This is a genomic window from Caulobacter sp. ALps2 (assembly GCF_058681635.1).
Genome location: NZ_CM178743.1, coordinates 1,405,466 through 1,429,645, shown reverse-complemented (window position 1 = coordinate 1,429,645; position 24,180 = coordinate 1,405,466). Strand labels below are relative to the sequence as shown.

General features: G+C 68.2%; 18 protein-coding genes. 11 read left to right on the top strand and 7 right to left on the bottom strand.

Features of this window, described 5'->3' with window-relative positions; genetic code table 11:
* Positions 1 to 7 precede the first annotated feature (7 nt).
* Positions 8 to 1,969, bottom strand: a complete 1,962-nt coding sequence (tkt, locus tag ACW173_RS06675) for a transketolase (protein ID WP_492084073.1) — start codon at positions 1,967 to 1,969, stop codon at positions 8 to 10.
* Between the two features lie 188 nt (positions 1,970 to 2,157).
* Here tkt and ACW173_RS06670 point away from each other — a divergent pair, with 188 nt between their 5' ends.
* Positions 2,158 to 4,197, top strand: a complete 2,040-nt coding sequence (locus tag ACW173_RS06670; protein ID WP_492084072.1) for an NAD(+) synthase — start codon at positions 2,158 to 2,160, stop codon at positions 4,195 to 4,197.
* Positions 4,198 to 4,269: 72 nt separating this feature from the next.
* On the top strand, positions 4,270 to 5,580 hold the full coding sequence (locus ACW173_RS06665) for a mannose-1-phosphate guanylyltransferase/mannose-6-phosphate isomerase (RefSeq protein ID WP_492084071.1): 1,311 nt from the start codon (positions 4,270 to 4,272) through the stop codon (positions 5,578 to 5,580).
* Here ACW173_RS06665 and ACW173_RS06660 read toward each other — a convergent pair.
* Positions 5,564 to 6,718, bottom strand: a complete 1,155-nt coding sequence (locus ACW173_RS06660; protein WP_492084070.1) for an AGE family epimerase/isomerase — start codon at positions 6,716 to 6,718, stop codon at positions 5,564 to 5,566. The two genes, ACW173_RS06665 and ACW173_RS06660, sit on opposite strands and share 17 nt — an antisense overlap.
* A gap of 98 nt (positions 6,719 to 6,816) precedes the next feature.
* Here ACW173_RS06660 and ACW173_RS06655 point away from each other — a divergent pair, with 98 nt between their 5' ends.
* From ACW173_RS06655 to ACW173_RS06630, 6 genes are all read left to right on the top strand, one after another.
* Entirely contained in the window at positions 6,817 to 7,362 is a 546-nt protein-coding gene (locus tag ACW173_RS06655; RefSeq protein ID WP_492084069.1) for a D-glycero-alpha-D-manno-heptose-1,7-bisphosphate 7-phosphatase, read from the top strand.
* A complete protein-coding gene (gene rfbD / locus ACW173_RS06650) occupies positions 7,359 to 8,222 on the top strand; it encodes a dTDP-4-dehydrorhamnose reductase (RefSeq protein WP_492084068.1) in 864 nt (287 codons plus the stop codon). Before ACW173_RS06655 ends, rfbD begins: the two co-directional genes overlap by 4 nt.
* Positions 8,223 to 8,281: 59 nt before the next feature.
* On the top strand, positions 8,282 to 8,935 hold the full coding sequence (gene fsa, locus ACW173_RS06645; RefSeq protein WP_492084067.1) for a fructose-6-phosphate aldolase: 654 nt from the start codon (positions 8,282 to 8,284) through the stop codon (positions 8,933 to 8,935).
* Positions 8,936 to 9,038: 103 nt separating this feature from the next.
* Positions 9,039 to 9,320: a hypothetical protein gene (locus ACW173_RS06640; protein WP_492084066.1), complete on the top strand. Its 282-nt coding sequence runs from the start codon at positions 9,039 to 9,041 to the stop codon at positions 9,318 to 9,320.
* A 68-nt stretch (positions 9,321 to 9,388) separates the two neighbouring features.
* A complete protein-coding gene (locus ACW173_RS06635; RefSeq protein WP_492084065.1) occupies positions 9,389 to 10,783 on the top strand; it encodes a pyridoxal-phosphate dependent enzyme in 1,395 nt (464 codons plus the stop codon).
* A 10-nt stretch (positions 10,784 to 10,793) separates the two neighbouring features.
* On the top strand, positions 10,794 to 11,969 hold the full coding sequence (locus ACW173_RS06630; RefSeq protein ID WP_492084064.1) for a trans-sulfuration enzyme family protein: 1,176 nt from the start codon (positions 10,794 to 10,796) through the stop codon (positions 11,967 to 11,969).
* Here the strand turns inward: ACW173_RS06630 and ACW173_RS06625 are convergent.
* The gene (locus tag ACW173_RS06625; RefSeq protein WP_492084063.1) at positions 11,899 to 12,888 is read right to left on the bottom strand and encodes a mechanosensitive ion channel family protein; all 990 of its coding nucleotides are present in this window, start codon (positions 12,886 to 12,888) and stop codon (positions 11,899 to 11,901) included. The two genes, ACW173_RS06630 and ACW173_RS06625, sit on opposite strands and share 71 nt — an antisense overlap.
* 144 nt (positions 12,889 to 13,032) lie before the next feature.
* Here ACW173_RS06625 and ACW173_RS06620 point away from each other — a divergent pair, with 144 nt between their 5' ends.
* Positions 13,033 to 14,193, top strand: coding sequence for a DegT/DnrJ/EryC1/StrS family aminotransferase (locus tag ACW173_RS06620; protein WP_492084062.1), 1,161 nt, complete (start codon positions 13,033 to 13,035; stop codon positions 14,191 to 14,193).
* Here ACW173_RS06620 and ACW173_RS06615 read toward each other — a convergent pair.
* On the bottom strand, positions 14,190 to 15,371 hold the full coding sequence (locus tag ACW173_RS06615; protein WP_492084061.1) for an MFS transporter: 1,182 nt from the start codon (positions 15,369 to 15,371) through the stop codon (positions 14,190 to 14,192). The genes ACW173_RS06620 and ACW173_RS06615 overlap by 4 nt on opposite strands.
* 137 nt (positions 15,372 to 15,508) lie before the next feature.
* Here ACW173_RS06615 and ACW173_RS06610 point away from each other — a divergent pair, with 137 nt between their 5' ends.
* Complete coding sequence (locus tag ACW173_RS06610; RefSeq protein WP_492084060.1) at positions 15,509 to 16,759, top strand: multidrug effflux MFS transporter; 1,251 nt, start codon at positions 15,509 to 15,511, stop codon at positions 16,757 to 16,759.
* Here ACW173_RS06610 and ACW173_RS06605 read toward each other — a convergent pair.
* Entirely contained in the window at positions 16,756 to 18,366 is a 1,611-nt protein-coding gene (locus ACW173_RS06605) for a cisplatin damage response ATP-dependent DNA ligase (RefSeq protein ID WP_492084059.1), read from the bottom strand. The genes ACW173_RS06610 and ACW173_RS06605 overlap by 4 nt on opposite strands.
* 19 nt (positions 18,367 to 18,385) lie before the next feature.
* On the bottom strand, positions 18,386 to 19,117 hold the full coding sequence (locus ACW173_RS06600) for a hypothetical protein (protein WP_492084058.1): 732 nt from the start codon (positions 19,115 to 19,117) through the stop codon (positions 18,386 to 18,388).
* A gap of 105 nt (positions 19,118 to 19,222) precedes the next feature.
* Here ACW173_RS06600 and ACW173_RS06595 point away from each other — a divergent pair, with 105 nt between their 5' ends.
* On the top strand, positions 19,223 to 19,654 hold the full coding sequence (locus tag ACW173_RS06595; protein ID WP_492084057.1) for a PaaI family thioesterase: 432 nt from the start codon (positions 19,223 to 19,225) through the stop codon (positions 19,652 to 19,654).
* On the opposite strand, the gene gltB is transcribed toward ACW173_RS06595, so the two are convergent.
* Complete coding sequence (gene gltB, locus ACW173_RS06590; protein WP_492084056.1) at positions 19,651 to 24,174, bottom strand: glutamate synthase large subunit; 4,524 nt, start codon at positions 24,172 to 24,174, stop codon at positions 19,651 to 19,653. The genes ACW173_RS06595 and gltB overlap by 4 nt on opposite strands.
* Positions 24,175 to 24,180: the final 6 nt, after the last annotated feature.

Here is a 24,180-nt window from a genome sequence, read left to right as displayed (position 1 = left end):
CAGCGCTTTACGCGCCGGCCGCTTCCGCGACGGCTTCGGCGGTGATGCCGAATTCCTTGTAGAGGCGCTCGAACGGGGCCGAGGCGCCGAAGCTCTTCATGCCGACGAACTTGCCGTTCTCGCCGATGAAACGCTCCCAGCCCATGCGGATGCCGGCTTCGACGGCAACACGGACTGGCGCCGTCCCAATAACGGAAGCCTGGTAGGCGGCGTCCTGCTTGTCGAACAGTTCCCAGCAGGGGGTCGAGACGACGCGGGTCGGCTTGCCCTTGGCCTGCAGGATGTCGCGCGCGGCGACGGCGACGCCGACCTCGGTGCCCGAGGCGAAGATCGTGACCTGGGCTTCACCGCCCTCGGCGGCCAGCAGTTCGTAGGCGCCCTTGGCCGACAGATCGCCGCCGGCCGTGCGCACGTGCGGGGTCTTCTGGCGCGACAGGGTCATGACCGACGGGGTGCGGGCGCTTTGCAGGGCGACCTTCCAGCACTCGGCGGCTTCCACCGCGTCGGCCGGACGGAACACCAGCAGGTTGGGGATGGCGCGCAAGCTGGCGACCTGTTCCACCGGCTGGTGGGTCGGGCCGTCCTCGCCCAGGCCGATGGAGTCGTGGGTCATCACGTGGATGACGCGCGCTTCCATCAGGGCGCCCAGGCGGATGGCGGCGCGGCTGTAGTCGGCGAAGGCTAGGAAGGTGCCCGAATAGGGGATCACGCCGCCGTGCAGCGACATGCCGTTCATGGCCGCGGCCATGCCGAACTCGCGCACGCCATAGTGGACGTAGCGGCCGGTGTATTCCGGGGCGTCGAACGCGCCCATGCCCTTGACCAGGGTGTTGTTCGAGCCGGTCAGGTCGGCCGAGCCGCCGATCATTTCCGGGATGGCCGGGATCAGCTGGTCCAGGGCCGAGCCCGAGTGAACGCGGGTAGCGTTGACCGGCTTGGTCTCGACGGCCTTGGCGATGTGGGCGTCCAGGGCTTCGAAAGCGCTGGCGGGCAGTTCGCCGGCCATGGCGCGCTTGAACTCGCTGGCGTTGATCGAGGCGGCCAGCTTGGCTTCCCAGGCCTTGCGGACCTTGGCGCCGCGACGGCCGACGCTTTTCCAGGCCGTGGCGATGTCGCCCGGCACGGTGAACGGCTCGGCGTCCCAGCCCATGGCGACGCGGGCGTCGCGGATCTGGTCGTCGAACAGGGTGTAGCCGTGGCTGTGGGGGTCGCCTTCCTTGGGACCCGCGCCCTTCGAGATCAGCGTCTTGCACGCGATCATGGTCGGGCGGTCCTGCTTGGTCGCCCAGCGCAGGGCGGCGGCGATCTTGCCGTGGTCATGGCCGTCGACGACCTTCACGGCCCAGCCGGCGGCCTTGAAGCGGGCGACCTGGTCGCCGGTCTCGGCGATGGTGGCCTCGCCGTCGATGGTGGTGTTGTTGTCGTCGAACAGCACGGTCAGCTTCTTCAGGCGCAGGCGGCCGGCGATGCTGATGGCTTCGTGGCTGACGCCTTCCATCAGGCAGCCGTCGCCGGCGATCACCCAGGTGCGGTGGTCGACGAGGTCAGAGCCGAAGCGGCCGGCCAGGTGAGCCTCGGCCATGGCCATGCCGACGGCGGTGGCCAGGCCCTGGCCCAGCGGGCCGGTGGTGGTCTCGACGCCGGGGGTGTGGTGCACTTCCGGGTGGCCGGGGGTCAGCGACCCCCACTGACGGAAGTTCTCGATCTCCTTCATCGTCACGGCCTTGAAGCCGGTCAGGTGAAGCAGGGAATAAAGCAGCATCGAGCCGTGGCCGGCCGACAGCACGAAGCGGTCGCGGTCGTGCCAGTTCGGCTGCGAGGCGTCGAACTTCAGGAACTTGCCCCACAGCACGGTCGCCACGTCGGCCATGCCCATCGGCATGCCCTGGTGGCCGGACTTGGCCTTGTGCACGGCGTCCATGGAAAGGACGCGGATCGCGTCGGCCATCTTGATGGGCGAAACGGGCATGAGGGCTTCCGTCTTTTCTATGTTTTGCGGGGCTGCGCGAGGGGCGCACTCGCATGGGAGGCCCCGGGGGTCAACCCACGCGGGGCTTCTGCCGACATGCTGAGGACGCTATGCAACATCATCCGGTGACGTTATAGCTGGATGCAGACTTATGCTCAGTTTCAGCATAACCCAGAAAGGCCGGTTCCTTGGGTAGTCCGTCGTTCTTCTCGCCCTATCGCCACGGCTTCATCCGGGTGGCCACCGCCGTGCCGAAGGTGAAGCTGGCCGATCCGGCCGTGAACGCCCAGAGCGTCCTGACCCTGGCCCGCGAGGCGCATGACGCCGGCGTGGCGGTGATCGTGTTTCCCGAGCTGGGCCTGACCGGCTACACGATCGACGACCTGCTGCAGCAGGAGGTCTTGCTGAACGCCGTCGAGGCGGCGATCGCGACCTTGGCGGCGGAAAGCAAGGCGCTGGCCCCGCTGATCGTGGTCGGCGCGCCGCTGCGCGACGGCGGTCGGCTCTACAACACCGCCGTGGCGATCCAGGGCGGCCAGGTGCTGGGCGTCGTGCCCAAGAGCTTCCTGCCCAACTACCGCGAGTTCTACGAGCGCCGCTGGTTCACGCCGGGCGCGGGGATCGCCGGTAAGAGCCTTGACTTGGCCGGCCAGGCCGTGCCGTTCGGGACCGATGTGCTGCTTCGGGCCAGCGGCCCGACATCCTTCACAGTAGGCGTCGAGATTTGCGAGGACGTCTGGACGCCCAACCCGCCCAGCACCGCCCAGGCGCTGGCGGGGGCCGAGATCCTGCTGAACCTGTCGGCCAGCAACATCACCATCGGCAAGTCCGAGACCCGTCGCCTGCTGTGCGCCAGCCAGTCGTCGCGGATGATCGCGGCCTATGTCTATTCGGCGGCCGGGGCGGGCGAGAGCTCGACGGATCTCGCCTGGGACGGCCATGTCGACATCCACGAGATGGGGACGCTGCTGGCCGAAAGCCCGCGCTTCTCGACCGGTCCGGCCTGGACCTATGCCGACATCGACATCGAGCGGATTCGCCAGGAGCGGATGCGGGTCGGCAGCTTCGGCGACAGCATGGCCCTGGCCCCGCCAAAGGTCCCGTTCCGCGTCGCGCCGTTCGTGTTCGAGGCCCCGGCCGGCGACCTGCCCCTGGCCCGGCCGATCGAACGTTTCCCGTTCACGCCCTCGGATCCCGCCAAGCTGCGCGAGAACTGCTACGAGGCCTACAATATCCAGGTCCAGGGCCTGGCCCGGCGGCTCGAGGCTTCGGGCCTGACGAAGTTGGTGATCGGCATCTCCGGCGGTCTCGATTCGACCCAGGCGCTGCTGGTGGCGGCCAAGGCGGTCGACCAGCTGGACCTGCCGCGCGGCAACATCCTGGCCTACACCCTGCCGGGCTTCGCCACCTCGGATCGGACCAAGGACAATGCCTGGGCGCTGATGCGAGCGATCGGCGTGACCGCCGCCGAGCTCGACATCCGTCCGGCCGCGACCCAGATGCTGAAGGACCTCGACCACCCGTTCGGGCGCGGCGAGCCGGTCTATGACGTGACTTTCGAGAACGTGCAGGCGGGCCTGCGCACGGACTATTTGTTCCGCCTGGCCAACCACAACGCGGCGCTGGTCGTAGGGACGGGCGATCTGTCGGAACTGGCCCTGGGCTGGTGCACCTACGGCGTCGGCGACCACATGAGCCACTACAACCCCAACTGCGGGGCGCCCAAGACGCTGATCCAGCACCTGATCCGCTTCGTGGCCCATTCCGGCGACGTCGACGCGGCCACGACGGCGCTGCTGGAGGACATCCTGGCCACCGAGATCTCGCCGGAGCTGGTGCCGGGCGAGGTCACGCAGGCCACCGAGAGCTTTGTCGGTCCCTATGCCCTGCAGGACTTCAATCTCTATTACATGACCCGCTACGGCATGGCGCCGTCCAAGATCGCCTTCCTGGCCTGGAGCGCCTGGCACGATGTCGCCAAGGGCGGCTGGCCAGTCGGCCTGCCCGACAGCGGCCGCCGCGCCTACGACCTGGCCGAGATCCGCAAGTGGCTGGAGCTGTTCCTCAAGCGGTTCTTCGCCAACCAGTTCAAGCGCTCGGCCGTGCCGAACGGGCCCAAGATCTCGTCTGGCGGAGCGCTGTCGCCGCGTGGCGACTGGCGGATGCCGTCGGACGCCAAGCCCGACGCCTGGCTGGCGGAGCTGAACGCGAACGTTCCAGGCCAATAAAGCCTTCGCTCCCGGCGCGCTTCACGATATCCCCACGGCCAAGCAGGGGTGCTTGTCAGTCTGAGGTTACTCTTGGCCGCGATCTATCCGGTTATCCTTTGCGGCGGTTCGGGCACGCGCCTGTGGCCCGCCTCCCGCAGCGACCAGCCCAAGCAGTTCCTGAAGCTGGTCGGCGACCGTTCCAGCTTCCAGGAGACGGTGCTACGGGTGAAGGACATCCCTGGCGTCGCCGAGATCGTCGTGGTCACGGGCGAGGCGATGGTCGGGTTCGTCGCCGAACAGACCGCCGAGATCGAGACCTGGGTCACCATCCTGGTCGAGCCCGAGGCCCGTGACAGCGCTCCAGCCGTGGCCGCCGCCGCCGCCTATGTGGAGGGCCAGGACCCCGATGGCGTGGTGTTGATGCTGGCCGCCGACCACCACATCGCCGAGCCCGAGATCTTCGGCGAGGCGGCCGTCATCGCCGCCAAGGCCGCCGAGAACGACCTGATCGTCACCTTCGGCGTGCAGCCGACCGTGCCCGCCACGGGCTTTGGTTATATTCGCCCTGGCGCGCCGCTGCTGGACGGCTCGGTGCGCGCGGTGGCCGCCTTTGTCGAGAAGCCCGACCGCGAGACCGCCGAGCGCTACCTGCTGGAAGGCTATCTCTGGAACAGCGGCAACTTCGCCTTCAAGGCCAGCACTCTGCTGGGCGAGTTCGAGGCCTTCGAGCCTTCCGTGGCGCGGGCCGCGAAGGCTTGCATCGCCAAGCTGGAGCTTGAAGCCGGCATTGGTCGCCTCGACCGCGAGGCCTTCGCCGGCGCGGCCAAGATCAGTCTGGACTACGCGGTGATGGAGCGGACGACCAAGGCGGCCGTGGCGCCGGCGTCGTTCGCCTGGTCGGACCTGGGCGCCTGGGACGCGATCTGGGAGGCCTCGGATCGCGACCACGCGGGTAACGCCAGCGATGGCGACGTCGACCTGCACCAGGCCACGAACGTGCTCGTCCGCACGACCGGCCCTTATGTCGGGGTGATCGGCGTCAGCGACATCGTCGTCATCGCGGAGCCGGACGCGGTGCTGGTCTGCCATCGCAAGGACAGCCAGGCGGTGAAGATCCTGGTCGATGGCCTCAAGGCCAAGGGCCGGTCGATCGCCTCGCGCAAGAGCGCCTCGCCGGATGGGACCGAGACCCTGGTCAGCACCGACGGTTTCGACGTCGAGCTGCGTCGCGCTCCGGCCGGCGAGACGGTGATCCTGCCGGTCTCGACCGTGCAGCTGCTGGAAGGCGTGCTGGAGATGGACGGCGACGTCCACGCGGCCGGCGCGATCATCCCGCTGGACACCGAGACCCGCGCTCGCGCCATCGGCGCCGCCACGCTCCTCGTCACGAAGCCGCGCTGACCGCCCGGTCCAGCTCCACGATCGCGCAGACGATATGGTAGAACGAGCTGGCGGGCGCCGGCTCGTCGATGAAGTCGCCGTTGGGCTGCAGCTTGTCGCGCCAGACGCCGGGGATGGGCGTGCGCAGATAGGCCATCAGGCCCTCGGCGCCGGCCGCCGCCATGGCCCACCAGCGCGGTTCGCCGGTGATCTCGGCCGCCAGCGCCGCGGCCTTGATCCGCTCGGTCTGCGGCCACAGGCGGGCGTTGGCGTCGGCGACCGAGAAGTCGTCGAGCAGGGCGTTGATCGCCACGCCGTTCTCCAGGTCGATCCCGTGGGTTTCTCCGGCCTCGATCATGCGCAGGGCCGCGGCCGTGGCGTCGGCGCGGCCCTTCAGCTTGCCCCAGCGCAGCAGGAGCCAACCCCACTCGAACTGGTGGCCCGGCTCGCAGATGCGGCCCTCGCGCCCGGGGGCAGGGTTCCAGTCCAGGTCGAAGAACTCGCGCAGCATGCCGCTCTCGGGCTGGATGAACTTCGCCAGGGTCAGTTCGGCGATCTCATCGGCCAGGGCGCGCCAGACCGGATCGTTGTCGATCTCCGACCAAGCCAGACAGGCTTCCAGCAGGTGCATGTGCTCGTTGGAGCCCTGCGGCGGGCTGGGCGGATCGGTCAGGTAGAAACCGCCCCGCGGATGCTTGCGCGTGGCGACCAGCGTCGCGCGCACCTGCGTGGCCAGTGCGCGCATTGCATCGGCTCGCTCGGGCGCGACGCGCGCCACATTGGCGGCGGCGAACATCGAGAAGGCCTGGTCATAGAGGGTGGCGGTGTCGTCCAGGCTGGCGCCGTCAGCCGCGACCAGGGTTCGGAACAGGCCGTCGGGACGGCGGTAGGCCGACAGGTAGAAGGAGAGGCCGTGCTCGACGGCTTCGCGCCATGGACCCGTCCAGCCGAGCGCTCCCGCGACGGAGTACGAATAGATCTGGCGCGGCAGGACCCGACCCCGACGCGGACCCTCGACGGGCTTGCCTTCCAGGCTGAGTTTTTCGAAGAAGCCGCCGGCCGGATCGGCCCCGACCCGCCACCACAGTGGATAGGCCGCCTCGGTCGCCCAGGTCTTGAGGCGGTCGCGCAGGCGGGCGGCGTCGGCGAAGGCGGTCATCGGATGCTCCAGGAACCTGGCTCTTCTAAAGCGCAATCGATGTCGAGGCCAAGACGGAGCCTTGGCGATTTGGCGTTACTCGCGGTAGTGCTCAGGCCATGACCGACGCTGCCGCTCTTCCTCCCCTGAAGGCCGTGTTTCTCGATCGAGACGGCGTGCTCAACATCGACCACGGCTATGTCTCCGATCCGGCCAAGCTGAACTGGATCGACGGCGCCCGCGAGGCGGTGGCGGCGATGACCCAGGCGGGGCTAAAGGTCCTGGTGGTCACAAACCAGTCGGGCATCGGCCGGGGCTATTTCGACGAGATCGCGCTGGAGCGCTTCCACGGCGCCATGCAGGATCAGCTGGCCGAACTGGGCGGTCGCGTCGACGCCTTCTACCACTGCCCGTTCCACGAGCTGGCGGCGGTGCCGGCTTTTCGCGTCGCCGACCATCCGGACCGCAAGCCCAATCCCGGCATGGTGCTGCGCGGCCTGGCCGACTGGAACCTGACGCCGGAAGAGGCCGTGATCATCGGCGACCGCCACATCGACGTCGAGGCCGGCAACCGCGCGGGCATGCCGGGCTATCTGTTCAAGGGCGGCAGCCTGCGGACCTTCATCGGTCAGGTGCTGGGCGATCGGGTTCCGGCTCTGAAATGAGGATTCTGCAGTTCGGCCAGACCGGCCAGGTCGCCACCGCCGTGCAGGCCGCAGCGCGTGATCGTGTCGAACTCGTCGCCCTGTCGCGCGCCGACTGCGACCTGGAGAACCCCGAGGCCATCCGCGCCGCGATCCTGGCCGCCGATTGCGATCTGGTGCTGAACACCGCCGCCTTCACCCATGTCGATCCGGCCGAGGCCCGGCCCGACGAGGCCTTCGCGGTCAACGCCGACGCGCCGGGCGTCATGGCCGCCGCCTGCGCCGAGCGCGGCCTGCCCTTCGTGCATCTGTCGACCGACGCGGTGTTCGACGGTCTGACCGACCGTCCTTACGTCGAGATCGACGAGGCCAAGCCGATCAACGTGTACGGCCGCTCCAAGTTGGCCGGCGAAGCGGCCGTGCTGGCCCATCCCAAGGCGGTGGTGCTGAGGATCTCGTGGGTGTTCTCCCGCTACGGTCGCAACTATGTCAGCTTCATGCTGAAGCTGGCTCGCGAGCGCGAGGAGCTGAAGGTGGTGGCCGACCAGTTCGGCACGCCGACCGACGGCGAAGCCCTGGCCGATTTCCTGGTCGCGACCGCGCCGCGCTGGGCCGCCGCGCCGGCCGGCGACCCAGTCTTCGGCCTGTTCCACTTCGCCAATGCCGGCGAGACCAGCCGCTTGGACTTCGCCCGGGCCGCGATCGACCGCGATCCTCGGAGCCGCGCCCGCGTCGAGCCCACCACCCAGGCCGCCTTCGCCGAGCCGGCTCCACGTCCGCCGCGCACGCCGCTCGACACCGGCAAGCTGCAAGCCGTGTTCGGTTTCACGCCCGAGCCCTGGCGGGCGGCGGTCGCGCGGACGGCCGACAGACTGGTATGACGCCGCCGCTCGGGCTAAACCGGCGCAACTTCCGAACATAAAGAGCAGCGCGAGCGACCATGCAGATCTTCCTCGACAGCACCGACACCAAGGTCATCGCCGACCTGGCCTCGACCGGCCTGATCGACGGCGTCACCACCAACCCGACCCTGATCGCCAAGTCGGGCCGGCCGATGCTGGAAGTGATCGCCGAGATCTGTGACATCGTCCCCGGCCCGATCAGCGCCGAGGTGGCCGCCACCACCGCCGACGCCATGATCGCCGAAGGCAAGAAGCTGTCCGCCATCGCCCCGAACGTGGTGGTGAAGATCCCGTTGACCCGCGACGGCCTGATCGCCTGCGCCGCCTTCGCCGACGAAGAGATCAAGACCAACGTCACCCTGTGCTTCTCGCCGACCCAGGCCCTGCTGGCCGCCAAGTCGGGCGCGACCTACATCTCGCCGTTCATCGGCCGCCTGGACGACTACGGCTTCGACGGCATGGACCTGATCCGCGACATCCGCGCGATCTACGACAACTATGGCTACGAGACCGAGATCCTGGCCGCCTCGGTGCGCAACGCCGCCCACGTCAAGGAAGCCGCGATCATCGGCGCCGACGTGGTCACCATCCCGCCGGCGGTGTTCGGCGAGCTCTACAAGCACCCGCTGACCGACAAGGGCCTGGAGCAGTTCCTGAAGGACTGGGCGTCGACCGGCCAGTCGATCCTGTAACGGTTATTTCGTAAGCGGTTCAGCGTTCCGGGCGGGCAGCCGCTCGCCTGGAAGGCGATCAAGTGATCACAGTTTATTTCGCAGGAGCGAACTTGGTTCGCAAATGCGTTCTCGCGCGTTAAAGCTGGTCCGTCCACAGAGGGCCACGCCTATGGCTTTGACGACCGCTGAGACAGAAGTTCGCCTGGCCGGCCCCGAAGAGGCCGACCGCTTCTCGCGATTCCTGCACGGTTTCCTGTCGGCCAACGGCTTTCCGTTCGTGATCGTCCACGACACGCCCGAGTTCCTGGGTCAGCTGCGCAAGGTCGTGTTCGAGGACGTCTGCCTCAGCCGCAAGTTCGCCGCGGAGTGGCTGAACCAGCGTGGAACGGCCGGGACGGCCTAGGGCTTCCCTTCTTTCCCAAACAGCACCTATCTAGGGGAAATCGTTTCACCCGCCAGCGGAGCTGCGCCATGAACGACCCCAAATCCGGCCTTCCCAGCATCGCCGGCTCCGCGCTGGACCTGATCGGCCGAACGCCGATGATGGAGGTCAAGAACCTCGACACCGGCCCCTGCCGGCTCTTCCTCAAGCTCGAAAACCAGAACCCCGGCGGCTCGATCAAGGACCGCGTCGCCCGCGCGATGATCGAGGCGGCGGAAGCCGACGGCCGGCTGAAGCCCGGCGGGACGATCATCGAGGCCACCGCCGGCAACACCGGCCTGGGCCTGGCCCAGGTGGCCAGCCTCAAGGGCTACAAGCTGATCCTGATCGTCCCCGACAAGATGGCGCGGGAGAAGATCCTGCACCTGCGGGCCATGGGCGTGGACGTGCGCCTGACCCGCAGCGACGTCGGCAAGGGCCATCCGGAATACTATCAGGACATGGCCCAGAGCCTGGCCCAGTCGATCCCCGGCGCCCTCTACGCCAACCAGTTCGAGAACCCGGCCAATCCGCTGGCCCACGAGACGGGCACGGGTCCCGAGATCCTGGCCCAGATGGACGGCGACATCGACGCCATCGTCGTCGGCGTCGGCTCGGGCGGCACCCTGACCGGCGTCGGCCGCTACATGAAGGCCCACTCGCCCAAGACCCAGATGGTGCTGGCCGATCCCGAAGGCTCGATCCTGCGCGACTATGTCGAGACCGGGACCTTCGGCGAGGCCGGATCCTGGATCGTCGAGGGCATCGGCGAGGACTTCATCCCCGACAACGCCCAGATGGACCTGGTCTCCAAGGCCTATTCGATCAGCGACCGCGAGAGCGTCGACACCGCCCGCCTGCTGCTGAAGAAGGAAGGCATACTGGCCGGCTCGTCCTCGGGCTGCCTGCTGGCGGCGGCGCTAAAATACTGCCGCGAGCAGACAGAGCCCAAGCGGGTGGTGACACTGGTCTGCGACACGGGCTCGAAATACCTGACCAAGATGTTCAACGACTTCTGGCTGGCGGCCCACGGCTTCGATGGCCGCGAGCTGCACGGTGACCTGCGCGACCTGATCGCCAAGCGCTACGCCGACGGCGGGGTGATCGCCATCGGGCCGGACGACACGCTGCTGACCGCCTACAACCGCATGCGCTCGTCCGACATCAGCCAGCTGCCGGTGGTCGATCATGGCAAGCTGGTCGGCATCCTCGACGAAAGTGACGTCCTGGCCGCGGTCGAGGCGGGCGACGAGGCGCCGCGCTTCAAGACCCTGGTCGGCGCGGCCATGACCAAGGCCGTCAACACCTTGCAGGCCCAGCAGTCTGTCGACGACCTGCCCGACGTGTTCGATCGTGACGAGGTGGCTCTCGTGGTGGACGGTGAAGAATTTCTGGGTGTCATCACCCGGGTTGATTTGATCAATCACCTGCGCCTGAGCGCCTGAAGGACCACGCATGACCGACATCCCCGGCAAGAACCGCCTGGACTTCGCCACGCGGACCATCCACGGCGGCCAGTATCCCGACCCGACCACGGGCGCGGTGATGGTCCCGATCTACGCCACCTCGACCTACGCCCAGACCAGCCCCGGCGAGCACAAGGGCTTCGAGTACAGCCGCAGCCACAACCCGACCCGCTTCGCCTTCGAGCGCTGCATCGCCGACCTGGAGAGCGGGACGGCGGGCTTCGCCTTCGCCTCTGGCCTGGCGGCGGCCTCGACGATCTTGGAAACATTGGACAGCGGCGCGCACGTGATCGCCAGCGACGACCTCTATGGCGGCTCGTTCCGGCTGTTCGACAAGGTGCGAAAACGCTCGGCCGGCCTGACTTTCAGCTTCGTCGACATGGCGGACCTGGCGGCTGTCGAGGCGGCGATCACGCCGGCGACGAAGATGATCTGGGTCGAGACTCCGACCAATCCGATGTTGCGGCTGGCCGACCTCGCCGCCATCGCCGCGCTCGCGAAAAAGCGCGGCCTGATCACCGTCGCCGACAACACCTTCGCCAGCCCGTACATCCAGCGGCCGCTGGAGCTGGGCTTCGATATCGTCATGCACTCGGCGACCAAGTATCTGAACGGCCACTCGGACGTGGTCGCCGGCGTGGCGGTGGTCGGCGACAACGCCGCGCTGGCCGACCAGATGAAGTTCCTGCAGAACGCCGTCGGCGGCGTGCTGGGACCGTTCGACAGCTTCCTGGCCCTTCGTGGCGTCAAGACCCTGGCCCTGCGCATGCAGCGCGCCTGCGACAACGCCCTGGAGATCGCCCGCTGGCTGGAGGCGCATCCGGCCATCGAGCGGGTGATCTATCCGGGCCTGGAAAGCCATCCGCAGCACGACCTGGCCAGGCGTCAGATGACCGGCGGCTTCGGCGGCGTCATCTCGGCCGACGTGAAGGGCGGCTTGGGTCCGGCGCGGAAGATGCTGGAGCGTACGCGCCTGTTCACCCTGGCCGAAAGCCTGGGCGGGGTGGAAAGCCTGATCGAGCATCCGGCGATCATGACGCACGCCTCGATCCCCGCCGATCAGCGGGCGGCGCTGGGTATTTCCGACGGGCTGATCAGGCTTTCGGTGGGGATTGAGTCTTGTCGGGATCTGATTTCCGACCTCGACGCGGCACTGGCAGTTTGAACAGGTGATGGTGCTCGCCCTCGCCCGGCATGACGGGGGAGGGGTCCTTGGCCGTGGTCGGCCGCGGCGGCGGTAGATCCGTGCGCGCCGGGTCTTCGGCCAGCAGGTGGGCCGACAACATCAGGTCGGTCTTGACCGGGCCAAAGTCGGCCGCCGCCGTCCAGACGCGGATCGCGGCCTGGGCGAAGGCTTCCGACAGGTCGGTGACCTCGATCATCACCGCCGGATCCTTGCGGATCCTCGGATCGCTCTCGGCCCGCTCGCGCAGGCGCTTGAGCACGGCGACCAGGTCGACCTTCAGCGGCACCTTGAACAGCACGTCGGCCCGCCGGTTGCGGTGGGTCGAGTAGTTGAGGATCACGTCGCCGAACACCTTGCTGTTGGGAATGATCACCTTGACGTTGTCGGGCGTGGCGATCTCGGTGAACAGCAGGTCCAGCGACCTGACCGTGCCGTTGCGGGTCGAGGTCTCGATGACGTCGCCGACACGATAGGGGCGAAACAGCAGGATCATCACCCCGGCCGCCACGTTCGACAGCGCGCCTTGCAGCGCGAGGCCGATGGCCAGGGAAGCCGCGCCCAGCACGGCGATGATCGAGGTCGCCTGCACGCCCAGTTGCTGCAGCACCGCCACCAGACCGATCGCGACGATGGCGTAGCGGGCCAGCGAGGCGCTGAAGCTTTCCAGGGTCGGATCCGGCGCGCTGCGGTGAACCCGGGCCAAGGTCCGACGCATGAACCGGGCGGCCAGGCCCGCCAGCCAGAAGGTGACGACCAGGATCACCGCGGCGACCACGAGATTCACCGCCAGCTTGCCCAGCCAGTCCAGGAGATGTCCGAGCATGGTCTCGTCGGCCTTGACGTTGGCGAGCGACGGCAAGGACGTATCCGCCGGGATGATGCTGGGCTTGGTCTGCATGGAGTTCTCGATAGGCGCCCCCGCCATGTCTGGTCAACGGCAAGGCGACCCCACGGTTCCGCTTCATGGTTTCTTGCGTGTGGAAACAGTCGGTTACATCAATTGGCTCGAAATCGTCATGAACGCTGACTAATAGGCCGCGCCATGAGCATGCCTTTCATCGACCTCGCCGCGCAGCAGCGCCGGATCCGCGACAAGATCGACGCCGCTATCGCCAAGGTGCTGGACAGCGGCGCCTATGTCATGGGCCCGCAGGTCCGAGAGTTCGAGGCCAAGCTCGCCGAATTCGGTCAGGCCAGGCTGGCCTTGTCCTGCGCCAACGGCACCGACGCCATCGCCCTACCGCTGATGGCCTGGGGCGTGGGCCGGGGCGACGCGGTGTTCTGCCCGTCGTTCACCTTCGCCGCGACGCCGGAAGTCGTGCCGTGGGTCGACGCGACCCCGGTGTTCGTCGACGTGCTGCCCGAGACCTACAACCTAGACCCCGCCAAGCTGGACGCCGCCATCGCGGCCGTGAAGGCCGAGGGCCGGCTGACCCCTAAGGTGGTGATCGCCGTCGACCTGTTCGGCCAGCCCGCCGACTATCCGGCCATCAAGGCCATCTGCGAGCGCGAAGGCCTGAAGCTGATCGCCGACAGCGCCCAGGGCTTCGGCTGTACGCTGAACGGCCATCACCCGCTGCACTGGGCCGACGTGGCCACCACCAGCTTCTTCCCGGCCAAGCCGTTGGGCTGCTACGGCGACGGCGGCGCGGTGCTGACCAACGATCAGACGCTGTGGGACCTGATGGACAGCTACCGCGTCCACGGCAAGGCGGTAGGGCCGGACCTGGAAGGCAAGACCTTCGACCACGACCCGAAATATCTAAACACCCGCATCGGCATGAACTCGCGTCTCGACACCATCCAGGCGGCGATCCTGCTCGAGAAGCTGGCGATCTTCCAGGAAGAGATCGACCTGCGTCAGGTCGTGGCCAATCGTTACGCCGAGGGCCTGAAGGGCGCGGTGCTGGCGACCCCGGCGGTGATCGACGGTGGCGTCTCGGTCTGGGCCCAGTACGTGATCGAGCACGAAAACCGTGACGGCCTGGCCGCGCACCTGAAGACGCAAGGCGTCCCGACAGCGGTCTACTATCCCGTCCCGATGCACGTGCAGGCGCCCTACGCCCACTTCCCGCGTGGCGAGGGCGGTCTGCCGGTGACCGAAGCCAAGGCCGAGACGGTGCTGGCCTTGCCGATGCACCCCTATCTGGGCGAGGCCGACCAGCGGAAGATCATCGACGCGATCCGCGCCTTTAACGGCTAGGCGGACGCGAGGCGACGGCGGCGGAGCAGGTTCACCGCCTGCAGCGCCGTCGCCGCGGCGGTCAGCGCCACGCCCATCGCGCAGACGCCGGTCCAGCCGGCCGATTTCCACAGCATTACCGCGACGGCCGAGCCGGCCGCGCCGCCCACGAACATGCCGCCCATGAAGACGGTGTTCAGCCGGGCGCGGGCCTCGGGCTTCAGGGCGTAGACGATGTGCTGGTTGGAGACGAGGACGCTCTGGATCGCGAAGTCCAGCAGGATCACCCCGACGACCAGGCCCGGCGCGCCCGGCCAGAAACCCAGGATCAGCCATGAAACCAGGGCCAGAGCCGCGCCAGCCGCGATGATCGGGCGTGGGCCACGCTTGTCGGCGATGCGTCCGGCGATGGGCGCGGCCAGGATTCCGACGGCGCCGATCACCCCGAACAGGCCGGCGATGTCCGAGCCCAGGCGGTAGCTCTGCAGGTGCAGGGCCAGGATCGTCCAGAACGAGGTGAAGGTCGCGAACAACAGGGCCTGGGTGGCCACGGCCAGGCGCAGCGAGCCGAACTGGCTCCACAGCCGGCCCAGCGAGATCATCAGCGTGACATAGGACAGGCCGCCCTGCGGATGGCTGCGCGGCAGCTTGGCGTACATCCAGCCACCGGCCGCCAGGGCCACCGGCGCGGCCAGCCAGAACATCGCCCGCCAGCCGGCATGGGCGGCGACGAAGCCGGCCAGGGTCCGGCTCAAAAGGATGCCGCACAGCAGGCCGGCCATCACCGTCCCCACCGTCGCGCCACGCTTCTCGGGCGAAGCCAGGTGAGCGGCGAACGGCACGATCTGCTGAGCGACCGTCGCGGCCGCGCCCAGCAGCAGCGAGCTGACGATCATCAGGCCTGGCGTCGGGGCCAGGGCGGTGGCGATCAGCGCCAGCGAGAGGGCCAGGAACTGGAAGGCGATCAGCTTGCGCCGCTCGATCAGGTCGCCCAACGGCACCAGCAGGAACAGGCCCGCAGCGTAGCCGGCTTGCGTCGCGGTCGGGATCAGGGCCGTCGCGCCGCCGGGCATGTCGCGCAGCATCAGGCCCAGGGTCGGCTGGCTGTAATAGATGTTGGCGACGGCGATGCCGGTGGCGGCGGCCATCGCCAGGGTCAAGCCTCGGTTCAACGCACCGGGCGGGGTACTGTGGGTCATGGGGCGGCTATATAGGCGTTTCCGGCCCAGATGCGATCATCCTGAGGTTGGCGCATCGTCGCACGGGTCCTATATGGCCGGCGTACGCGTCTCGTGTCTGGGGCGTTCTTCCCCCAATCAGGGCCGCGAGAAATCCCATGTCCGACACCAAGCCGTCGCCGCATCCCGGCATGGGCTTTGGCCAGTTCGTCGCGTTGATCGCGGCGATGATGGCGACCAACGCTCTCGCCATCGACTCCATGCTGCCGGCCCTGCCGCACATCGGCGAGGCGCTGGGCGTGCACGACCCCAACGCCCGTCAGTGGGTGATCACCTCATACCTGCTCGGTTTCGGTGTCGCGCAGCTGGCCTATGGCTCGCTGGCCGATCGTTATGGCCGCAAGCCGGTGCTGATGGTTGGCCTGACGCTCTATACGATCTTCGCCGCCCTCTGCGCCTTCTCGACCTCGTTCGAGATGTTGCTGGCCGCGCGGTTCCTGACCGGCCTGGGCGCGGCCTCGACGCGGGTGCTGTCGGTGTCGATCGTCCGCGACTGCTATGCCGGCCGCCAGATGGCGCGGGTGATGTCGCTGGCCTTCATCGTCTTCCTGGCCACGCCGATCATCGCCCCCTCGCTGGGCATGGCGGTGATGATGGTCGCCTCGTGGCGCTGGATCTTCGGCATCCTGTCGATCTTCGGCCTGGTCGTCATCGCCTGGGCGGCGATCAAGCTGCCCGAGACCCAGCATCCGGAAGACCGCATCCCGATCTCGGTGGCGGGCGTCAGCTCGGCCTTCAAGACCGCCCTGACCGACCGCATCGCCATGGGCTACACCCTGGCCGCGACCCTGGTGCTGGCCGGCCTGTTCGGTTTCCTGAACTCGGCTCAGCAGGTCTTCGCCGAGGTCCTGCACGCCGGCGACATCTTCCCGCTGATCTTCGCCGGCATCGCCGGGACCATGGCCGTCTCGTCGCTGCTGAACGCCCGCATCGTCGACAGACTGGGCATGCGCAAGGTCTCGCACTGGGCGCTGATCGGCTTCATCGTCATCGCCGCGCTGCACGCCGCGATCGCCCTGAGCGGCCACGAGACCCTGGTGAGCTTCGCCCTGATGCAGGCGGCCATGATGTTCTGCTTCGGCCTGGTGATGTCGAACTTCGGGGCCATCGCCATGGAGCCGTTGGGCCACGTGGCCGGGGCCGCCGCCTCGATCCAGGGCTTCATCACCACGGTGGGCGGGGCGCTGTTCGGGTTCCTGATCGGCCAGCTTTATGACGGCACCACCGTGCCGCTGACCATCGGCTTCGTGGGTTTCGGCCTGGCGGGTTTCCTGATGGTGCTGGCCACCGAGAAGGGCAAGCTGTTCCAGGCCGGCGCCTCGGCTCCAGCCCCGGCGGCCGCGCACTAGTCGAGCATCGCTTCCAGGGTCTTGAGCTCATCGGCCTCCCGCGAGGGCTTGTCCCAGCGGATGCGGTTGATGCGCGGAAACCGCATGGCCACGCCCGACTTGTGCCGGGTCGAGCGTTGCAGGCCCTCGAAGGCGACCTCGAACACCAGGCCAAACTCCAGGTCGGCCCGCACCGAACGCACCGGGCCGAACCGTTCGATCGTGTGGTCGCGGACGAACTTGTCGATCAGCTTCAGCTCCTCGTCGGTGAAGCCGAAATAGGCCTTGCCGACCGGGGTCAGCGCGCGGCGGCCTTCCTCGTCCTCGCGCCAGACGCCGAAGGTGTAGTCGGAATAGAAGCTGGACCGCTTGCCGTGGCCGCGCTGAGCGTACATCAGCACCGCGTCGATCAAATGCGGGTCGCGCTTCCACTTGAACCACGGACCCTTGGGCCGACCCGGTTCGTAGACGCTGTCGCGGCGCTTTAGCATCAGCCCTTCCGACAGCCGCGCGTCGCCCTCGGGCGGGTCGAGCCGCAGGGCCGCCAGCTCCTCCCAGGTCGCGAACGGCTGCAGCGGCGACAGGTCGATACGCGAGGTCGACAGCCGCGCCACGAACGCCTCCAGCCGCGCCCGGCGCTCGACGAAGGGCAGGCCGCGAACGTCCTCCTCACCGTCCAGCATCAGGTCGTAGGCGCGGATGCCGGCCGGAAAGTTCGCCAGCTGCTTGCCGTCGACCGTCTTGCGGTTCAGCCGCTGCTGGAGGTCGCCGAACGGGGCCAGGGCGCCGTCGCGCAGCACCAGGAGCTCGCCATCGATGGCGCCCTCGAAGTCCAGCGCCTCGACCACGTCCGGGAAGCTGGCGGAGATATCGTCGCCGGTGCGGGTGTAGAGCCGTCGCTCGCCGCGCTCGGACACCGCCTGGACACGGATGCCGTCCCACTTCCATTCGGCCACGTAGGCCGCCGGATCCAGCTTGGCGAAGTCGACCGCCTCGTCGATCGGCTGGGCCAGCATTACCGGCCGGAAGCGCCCCGGGGCGTCGGGCGAAGGGCGTTCGGAGCGGCCTTCCAACCAGGCGAAAAGATCGCCATAGGGCGGCTCCATCGCATGCCAGACCTCCTCGATCTCGCCGATCTCGACCCCGCCGAAATTGGCGCAGGCCTGCTTGGCCAGGCGCGACGACACCCCCACCCGCAGGCCGCCGGTCATCAGCTTCAGCAGCGCCCAGCGGCCGTCGGGGTCCAGGGCGTCCAGCCAGCCCTCGATCAGCCGCTGGACCTCGGCGCGCGAGGCCGAGTGCAGCGCTTCTATGACTTCGGAGAGCTCCGGCGGCCGGTTGGCCCCGGGCTTGGCCGGCCAGACCAAGGCGACGGTCTCGGCCAGGTCGCCGACATAGTCGTAGGACCAGGCGAACAGCTGAGCGTCCATCCGCGCCTCGACCGCCTTGCGGATGAAGGCGGGCTTCGCCGCGTTGAACGACAAGGCCCCGGTCAGGGCCGCCAGGGCGTAGCCGCGATCGGGGTCCGGCGTCTGGCGCAGATGGTCCGCGATCAGGGTCAGCTTGGCGTTGCGCGACGCGGTCAGGGACAGCCGGTCGAGCAGGTGAGCGAAGGCGCGCATGGACATGGAACGCGGCCGCTCGTGTTTAGCTCGCCCGGGCTTCGTCCAGCTGGCCCAGGATCATGATTTTCTGCCAGATCTTGCGGCCCAGGTCCGAGGCCAGGGTCTCGATGTCGTTGACGGCAGCGACGATGACGGGATCGTCGCTCTCGCCGGCGTAGAGGGCGGCCAGCTTGGCGGTCAGGGCCAGCATCTCGGCGCAGTAGTCGAGATAGCGCGACAGCTGGAAATTGGTCATTTCGCGCTTGGGCGAATGGCGGGTGGCCGGACCCAGCACCACGGTTGGGTCCTTGGTCAACTGGTGCATGTCGATGACGTGGCAGAACGAGCGCAGCTCGTGCAGGGCCTTCTGGACCCGCTGCTGCTTCCAGCGCCGCTCCAGCGAGGCCAGGAACCAGGCGGCCGCGCCGGACAGCAGGGCCAGGTTCGCCGCCGACTCCAGGCCCTGGGCCAGGCCGAAACCCTCGCGGGCGCGCACGACCGCGCTCCAGTCCAGTCGCCAGGCCAGGGCGACCTCCAGGCCGATGCCGGCCACCAGGATCAGGGCCACCAGCAGGCGCAGAAACAGATAGGGCCGGGCGATCCGGCGGGCGCGGTCGGCCGTTCGATGCGCCGTGTCGCTGAGGCGTCCGCAGACCTCCGCCAGGCCCGAGGCCGGAAAACGGTCGGCCACGCGGGCGTAGAGGTTGTCGAGCGTCTCGACGACCTTGTCCGCGTCCAGTTTCTGACGGTCTCTCTTTAGGCGATCCTTGGCCATGCCGCGTCATAGCGCAGGTTCATGACCGCTCGCGCAAGAGGGCGAACGCTGTTAGATTAAAACGATCGTTTGAATTGGCGCTTAAGGCCACAAGGAAGGGCGACCATGGATCAGATTCCTGAAGGCTTCGAACCGCACGTCCGCAAGAGCCCGGTCACCGACCCGTGGGAGCCGCTCTATGCGCGCAAGGCCGAGGACCGGCTGGTGCTGGCGACCCGGATCCGCGAGGCGCACTGCAATTCGCGGAGCATGCCGCACGGCGGCTTCCTGGCGGCCCTGGCCGACAATGCGATGGGGCTGTCGCTGGGCGTCAATCTGGCGACCGCGCGCCAGCCGGCTGGCGGGCTCGTGACCGTGTCACTGACCCTCGACTATTTGGGCTCGGCCAAGCTTGGCCAATGGCTCGAGTTCGACACCGACTTCATCAAGCTGGGCCGGTCGATCTGCTTCGCCGAGGCGACGGTGCGCGCGGACGGGGTTCCCGTCGCGCGCGCCCGTGCAACCTTCAAGCTGCTCGAGGCCAAAGCGGCCGCTTAAGCCCGCTCGTGCACCGCTTCCTCGGCCGCGAGCGGCTGGGGCAGGCGGCTGATCATTTCCTTCGGGCAGACCTGCCAGAACTGGTCCCGCACGCGGTCCCAGTCGCGCAGCAGGGTGGCGGCGAAGACCGAGTCCGTCTCGCGGGCGTGCTCGGCGATCAGCGAGCGCAGCACGCCTTCCCAATAGGGCGAGGCCAGGCGCCGCACGACGATGCTTTCCGGGTTGATGTTGTCCTGGAAGCGGTCGTGCTGGTCGAGCACGAAGGCCATGCCGCCGGTCATGCCCGCGCCGAAGTTGCCGCCCGTCGGGCCCAGGATCACCACCTGGCCGCCGGTCATGTACTCGCAGCCATTGGCGCCGCAGCCCTCGACCACCGTGGTGGCGCCCGAGTTGCGGACCGCGAAACGCTCACCCGCCTGGCCCGCCGCGAACAGCCGGCCCGAGGTGGCGCCGAACAGCACGGTGTTGCCGATCAGAGCGTTGGTCTCGGGCGCGGCCAGGCCGCGCGCCGGCTTGATCACGATGGTCGCGCCCGACAGGCCCTTGCCGACATAGTCGTTGGCCTCGCCGGTCAGTTCGATGCGCAGACCCTGGACCGCGAAGGCGCCCAGGCTCTGGCCGGCCGAGCCCTTGAGCTGGACGGTCAGGTGGCCGGCGGGCAGGCCCTTCATGCCGAACTTGCGCACGATGTGGCTGGACGTGCGCGTGCCGATGGTGCGGGCGGTGCTGCGGACCGTGTAGGTCAGCTGCATCTTCTCGCCGCGTTCCAGCAGCGGGGCGGCGTCGCGGACGATCTGGGCGTCCAGGGTGTCCGGAACAGCGTTGCGGCCGACGACGGTGTTGTACGGCTTGTTGGCGCCCGGATCGGCGCGGACCAGCAGCGGGTTGAGGTCGAGGTCATCAAGGTGCTCGCCGCCGCGCGACACCTGCGCCAGCAGGTCGGTGCGGCCGACGATTTCCTGCAGGCTCTTGAAGCCCAGGCCGGCCAGGATCTCGCGGACTTCTTCAGCCACGAAGGTGAAGAGGTTGATGACCTTGTCAGGCGTGCCGGTGAACTTGGCGCGCAGGGCCTCGTCCTGGGTGCAGACGCCCACGGGGCAGGTATTGGAGTGGCACTGGCGCACCATGATGCAGCCCATGGCCACCAGCGAGGCGGTGCCGATGCCGAACTCCTCGGCGCCCATCATCGCGGCGATGACGACGTCGCGGCCCGTGCGCATGCCGCCATCGGCCCGCAGGACGATGGAGTGGCGCAGGTTGTTCAGGGTCAGGACCTGGTTGGCCTCCGACAGGCCCATCTCCCACGGACCGCCGGCGTACTTCACCGAGGTCTGGGGCGAGGCGCCCGTGCCGCCAACGCCGCCGGCGACCAGGATCACGTCCGCCTTGGCCTTGGCCACGCCAGCGGCGATGGCGCCGATGCCGGTGGCCGCGACCAGCTTCACCGTGACCCGGGCGATCGGGTTGATCTGCTTCAGGTCATAGATGAGCTGGGCCAGGTCCTCGATCGAGTAGATGTCGTGGTGCGGCGGCGGGCTGATCAGCATCACGCCGGGCGTCGCGTGGCGCAGGCGGGCGATCATCTCGGTGACCTTGAAGCCAGGCAGCTGGCCGCCCTCGCCGGGCTTGGCGCCCTGGGCGACCTTGATCTCCAGCTCGACGCACTGGTTCAGATATTCGGCGGTGACGCCGAAGCGGCCCGAGGCGACCTGCTTGATGGCGCTGTTGGGGTTGTCGCCGTTGGGCAGCGGCTTGTAGCGCGCGCTGTCCTCGCCGCCCTCGCCCGAGACCGACTTGGCCCCGATGCGGTTCATGGCGATGTTCAGAGCCCCGTGGGCCTCGGGACCGAGCGCGCCAAGGCTCATGCCGGGCGTGACGAAACGCTTGCGGATCTCGTTGACGCTCTCGACCTCGTCCGTGGCGATCGGGTTGCGGTCCGAGCGCCAGTCCAGCAGGTCGCGCAGCTGGATCGGCTTCTGGGTGCGCAGGCCGTTGGACCAGCGGCGATAGAGCTCGTAGTCACCCGTATCGCAGGCGCTCTGCAGGGTGTGCATCAGCCGCGCCTCGAACGCGTGGGCCTCGCCCGAGCGGCGCGACTTGTACAGGCCGCCGACCGGCAGGGTGATGGCGTTCAGGCTCCAGGCCTTGCGGTGCAGCTCGACCGTCTTGCTCTCGATGCCGGCCAGGCCGATGCCCGAGATGCGCGAGGGCATGCCGGGGAAGAACTCGGCGGCCAGGGCGCGCGACAGGCCGACGGCTTCGAAGTTGTAGCCGCCGCGGTACGAGGAGATGATGCTGATGCCCATCTTGGAGATGATCTTCAGCAGACCGCCCTCGATGGCCGTCTTGAAGTTGATGCAGACGTCGCGCAGCGACTTGTCGCCGATCAAGCCGCGCTCCAGGCGATCCTGGAAGCTTTCCTGGGCCAGGTAGGCGTTGACCGCCGTGGCCCCGACGCCGACCAGCACCGCGAAATAGTGGGTGTCCAGGCATTCGGCCGAGCGGACGATGATCGACACGTAAGAGCGCAGGCCCTTGGCGACCAAGTGGGCGTGGACGCCGCCCGTGGCCAGGATCATCGGCAGACCAACGCGGTCCTCGGCCGAAGCCTCGTCGGTCAGGACGATGGCCCCGCAGCCGCGCAGCACGGCGTCCTCGGCCTCGGCGCGGATGCGATCGAGGTTGGCGCGCAGCGCGTCGCCGGCCCGGGCTTCGGCGGCGGGCAGGGGCATGGTGCAGTCGATGACCGCGACATTCTTCTCGCCCAGCAGGCCGTGGACGCGCTCGTACATGCCGGTGGTCAGCACGGGGCTTTCCAGCACATACACATCCGCTTGCGCGGCGTCCTGGGCCAGGATGTTGCCCAGGTTCTTGAAGCGGGTCTTCAGGCTCATCACGCCGGTCTCCCGCAGGGGGTCGATCGGCGGGTTGGTCACCTGGCTGAAGTTCTGGCGGAAATAGTGGCTGAGCGGACGGTACTTCTCCGACAGCACCGCCAGCGGGGTGTCGTCGCCCATCGAGCCGACGGCTTCCTTGCCGTCCTCGACCATGGGCGCGAGGATCATCTCCAGGTCTTCCAGCGAATAGCCGGCGGCGGCCTGGCGGCGCGTCAGTTCCTCCCGGCCGAACTTGCGCGGCTCGGGGCCGGGGCCGATCTCCTTCTCGAGATCGACCATGTTGCCCAGCCATTCGGTATAGGGATGGCGTCCGGCCAGTTCGTCGATGATCTCGTCCTCGCCGTACAGGCGGCCCTCGGCCAGGTCGATGGCCAGCATGCGGCCGGGCGAGATGGCCAGCTTGCGGGTGATGCGGCTTTCCTCGACGCCGCACATGCCCGCTTCCGAGCCCATGATCACCAGGCCGTCGTCGGTATAGGCCACGCGCAGCGGGCGCAGGCCCGAGCGGTCCTTGCCGGCCACGACCCAGCGGCCGTCGGTGGCGCACAGGGCGGCCGGACCGTCCCACGGCTCCATCACGGCGTTGCAGTACGAATAGAGCGCCTTGTGCGACTCCTTCATCTTCGGATTGGCGGCTTCCGGCACCAGCAGGGCCTTGGCCATCGGCGCGTCACGGCCGGCGCGCACCAGCACCTCGAAGGTGTTGTCCAGGTTGGCGCTGTCGGAGGCGCCCGGCTGGATCACCGGCTTCACGTCGTCCCCGAACTCGCCGAAGGCCTGGGCGGCCATCTTGATCTCGTGGGACTTCATCCAGTTGATGTTGCCCTTGATCGTGTTGATCTCGCCATTGTGGGCGAGCATCCGGAAGGGCTGGGCCAGGCGCCATTGCGGGAAGGTGTTGGTCGAATAGCGCTGGTGGAAGATCGCCACGGCGGCGGCGAAGCGCTCGTCCTTCAGGTCGGGATAGAACTCGTCGATATGCTCGGCGAGGAACATGCCCTTGTAGATCAGCGACTTGGCTGACAGCGAGCAGATGTAGAAGTCGGTGATGTTCTGGCCATGCACGCGCTTTTCGATGCGCTTGCGGCACAGGAACAGGGCGCGCTCCAGCGGCTCGCCTTCCAGGCCGGCCGGCGGGGCCAGCATGATCTGCTCGATTTCCGGACGGGTGGCGTTGGCCTTCTCGCCGATCACCGACGTGTCGACCGGCACCTGGCGCCAGCCATAGATGTAAAAGCCAAAGCGCAGGGCTTCGGCTTCGACGATCGTGCGGCAGGCTTCCTGGGCGCCCAGGTCGGTGCGCGGCAGGAAGATCTGGCCGACGGCGATCGAGCCCGAGCGCAGGGCGTGTCCCGTGCGGCGCACCTGGTCGATGAAGAAATCCTGCGGAACGCTGACAAGCACGCCGGCGCCGTCGCCGGTCTTGCCGTCGGCGTCGACCGCGCCCCGATGCCACAGGGCCTTCAAGGCCTTGATCGCCAGTTCGACGACCTCGCGGCGCGGCTGGCCGTCGATGGCGCAGACCAGGCCCACGCCGCAGGCGTCGCGCTCGGTGGTCGGGTCGTAGGCGTGACCGTCGATCAGCGCCTGGCGGTTCTTCAGATAGAGGTCCATCTCGCTCATGGTCTC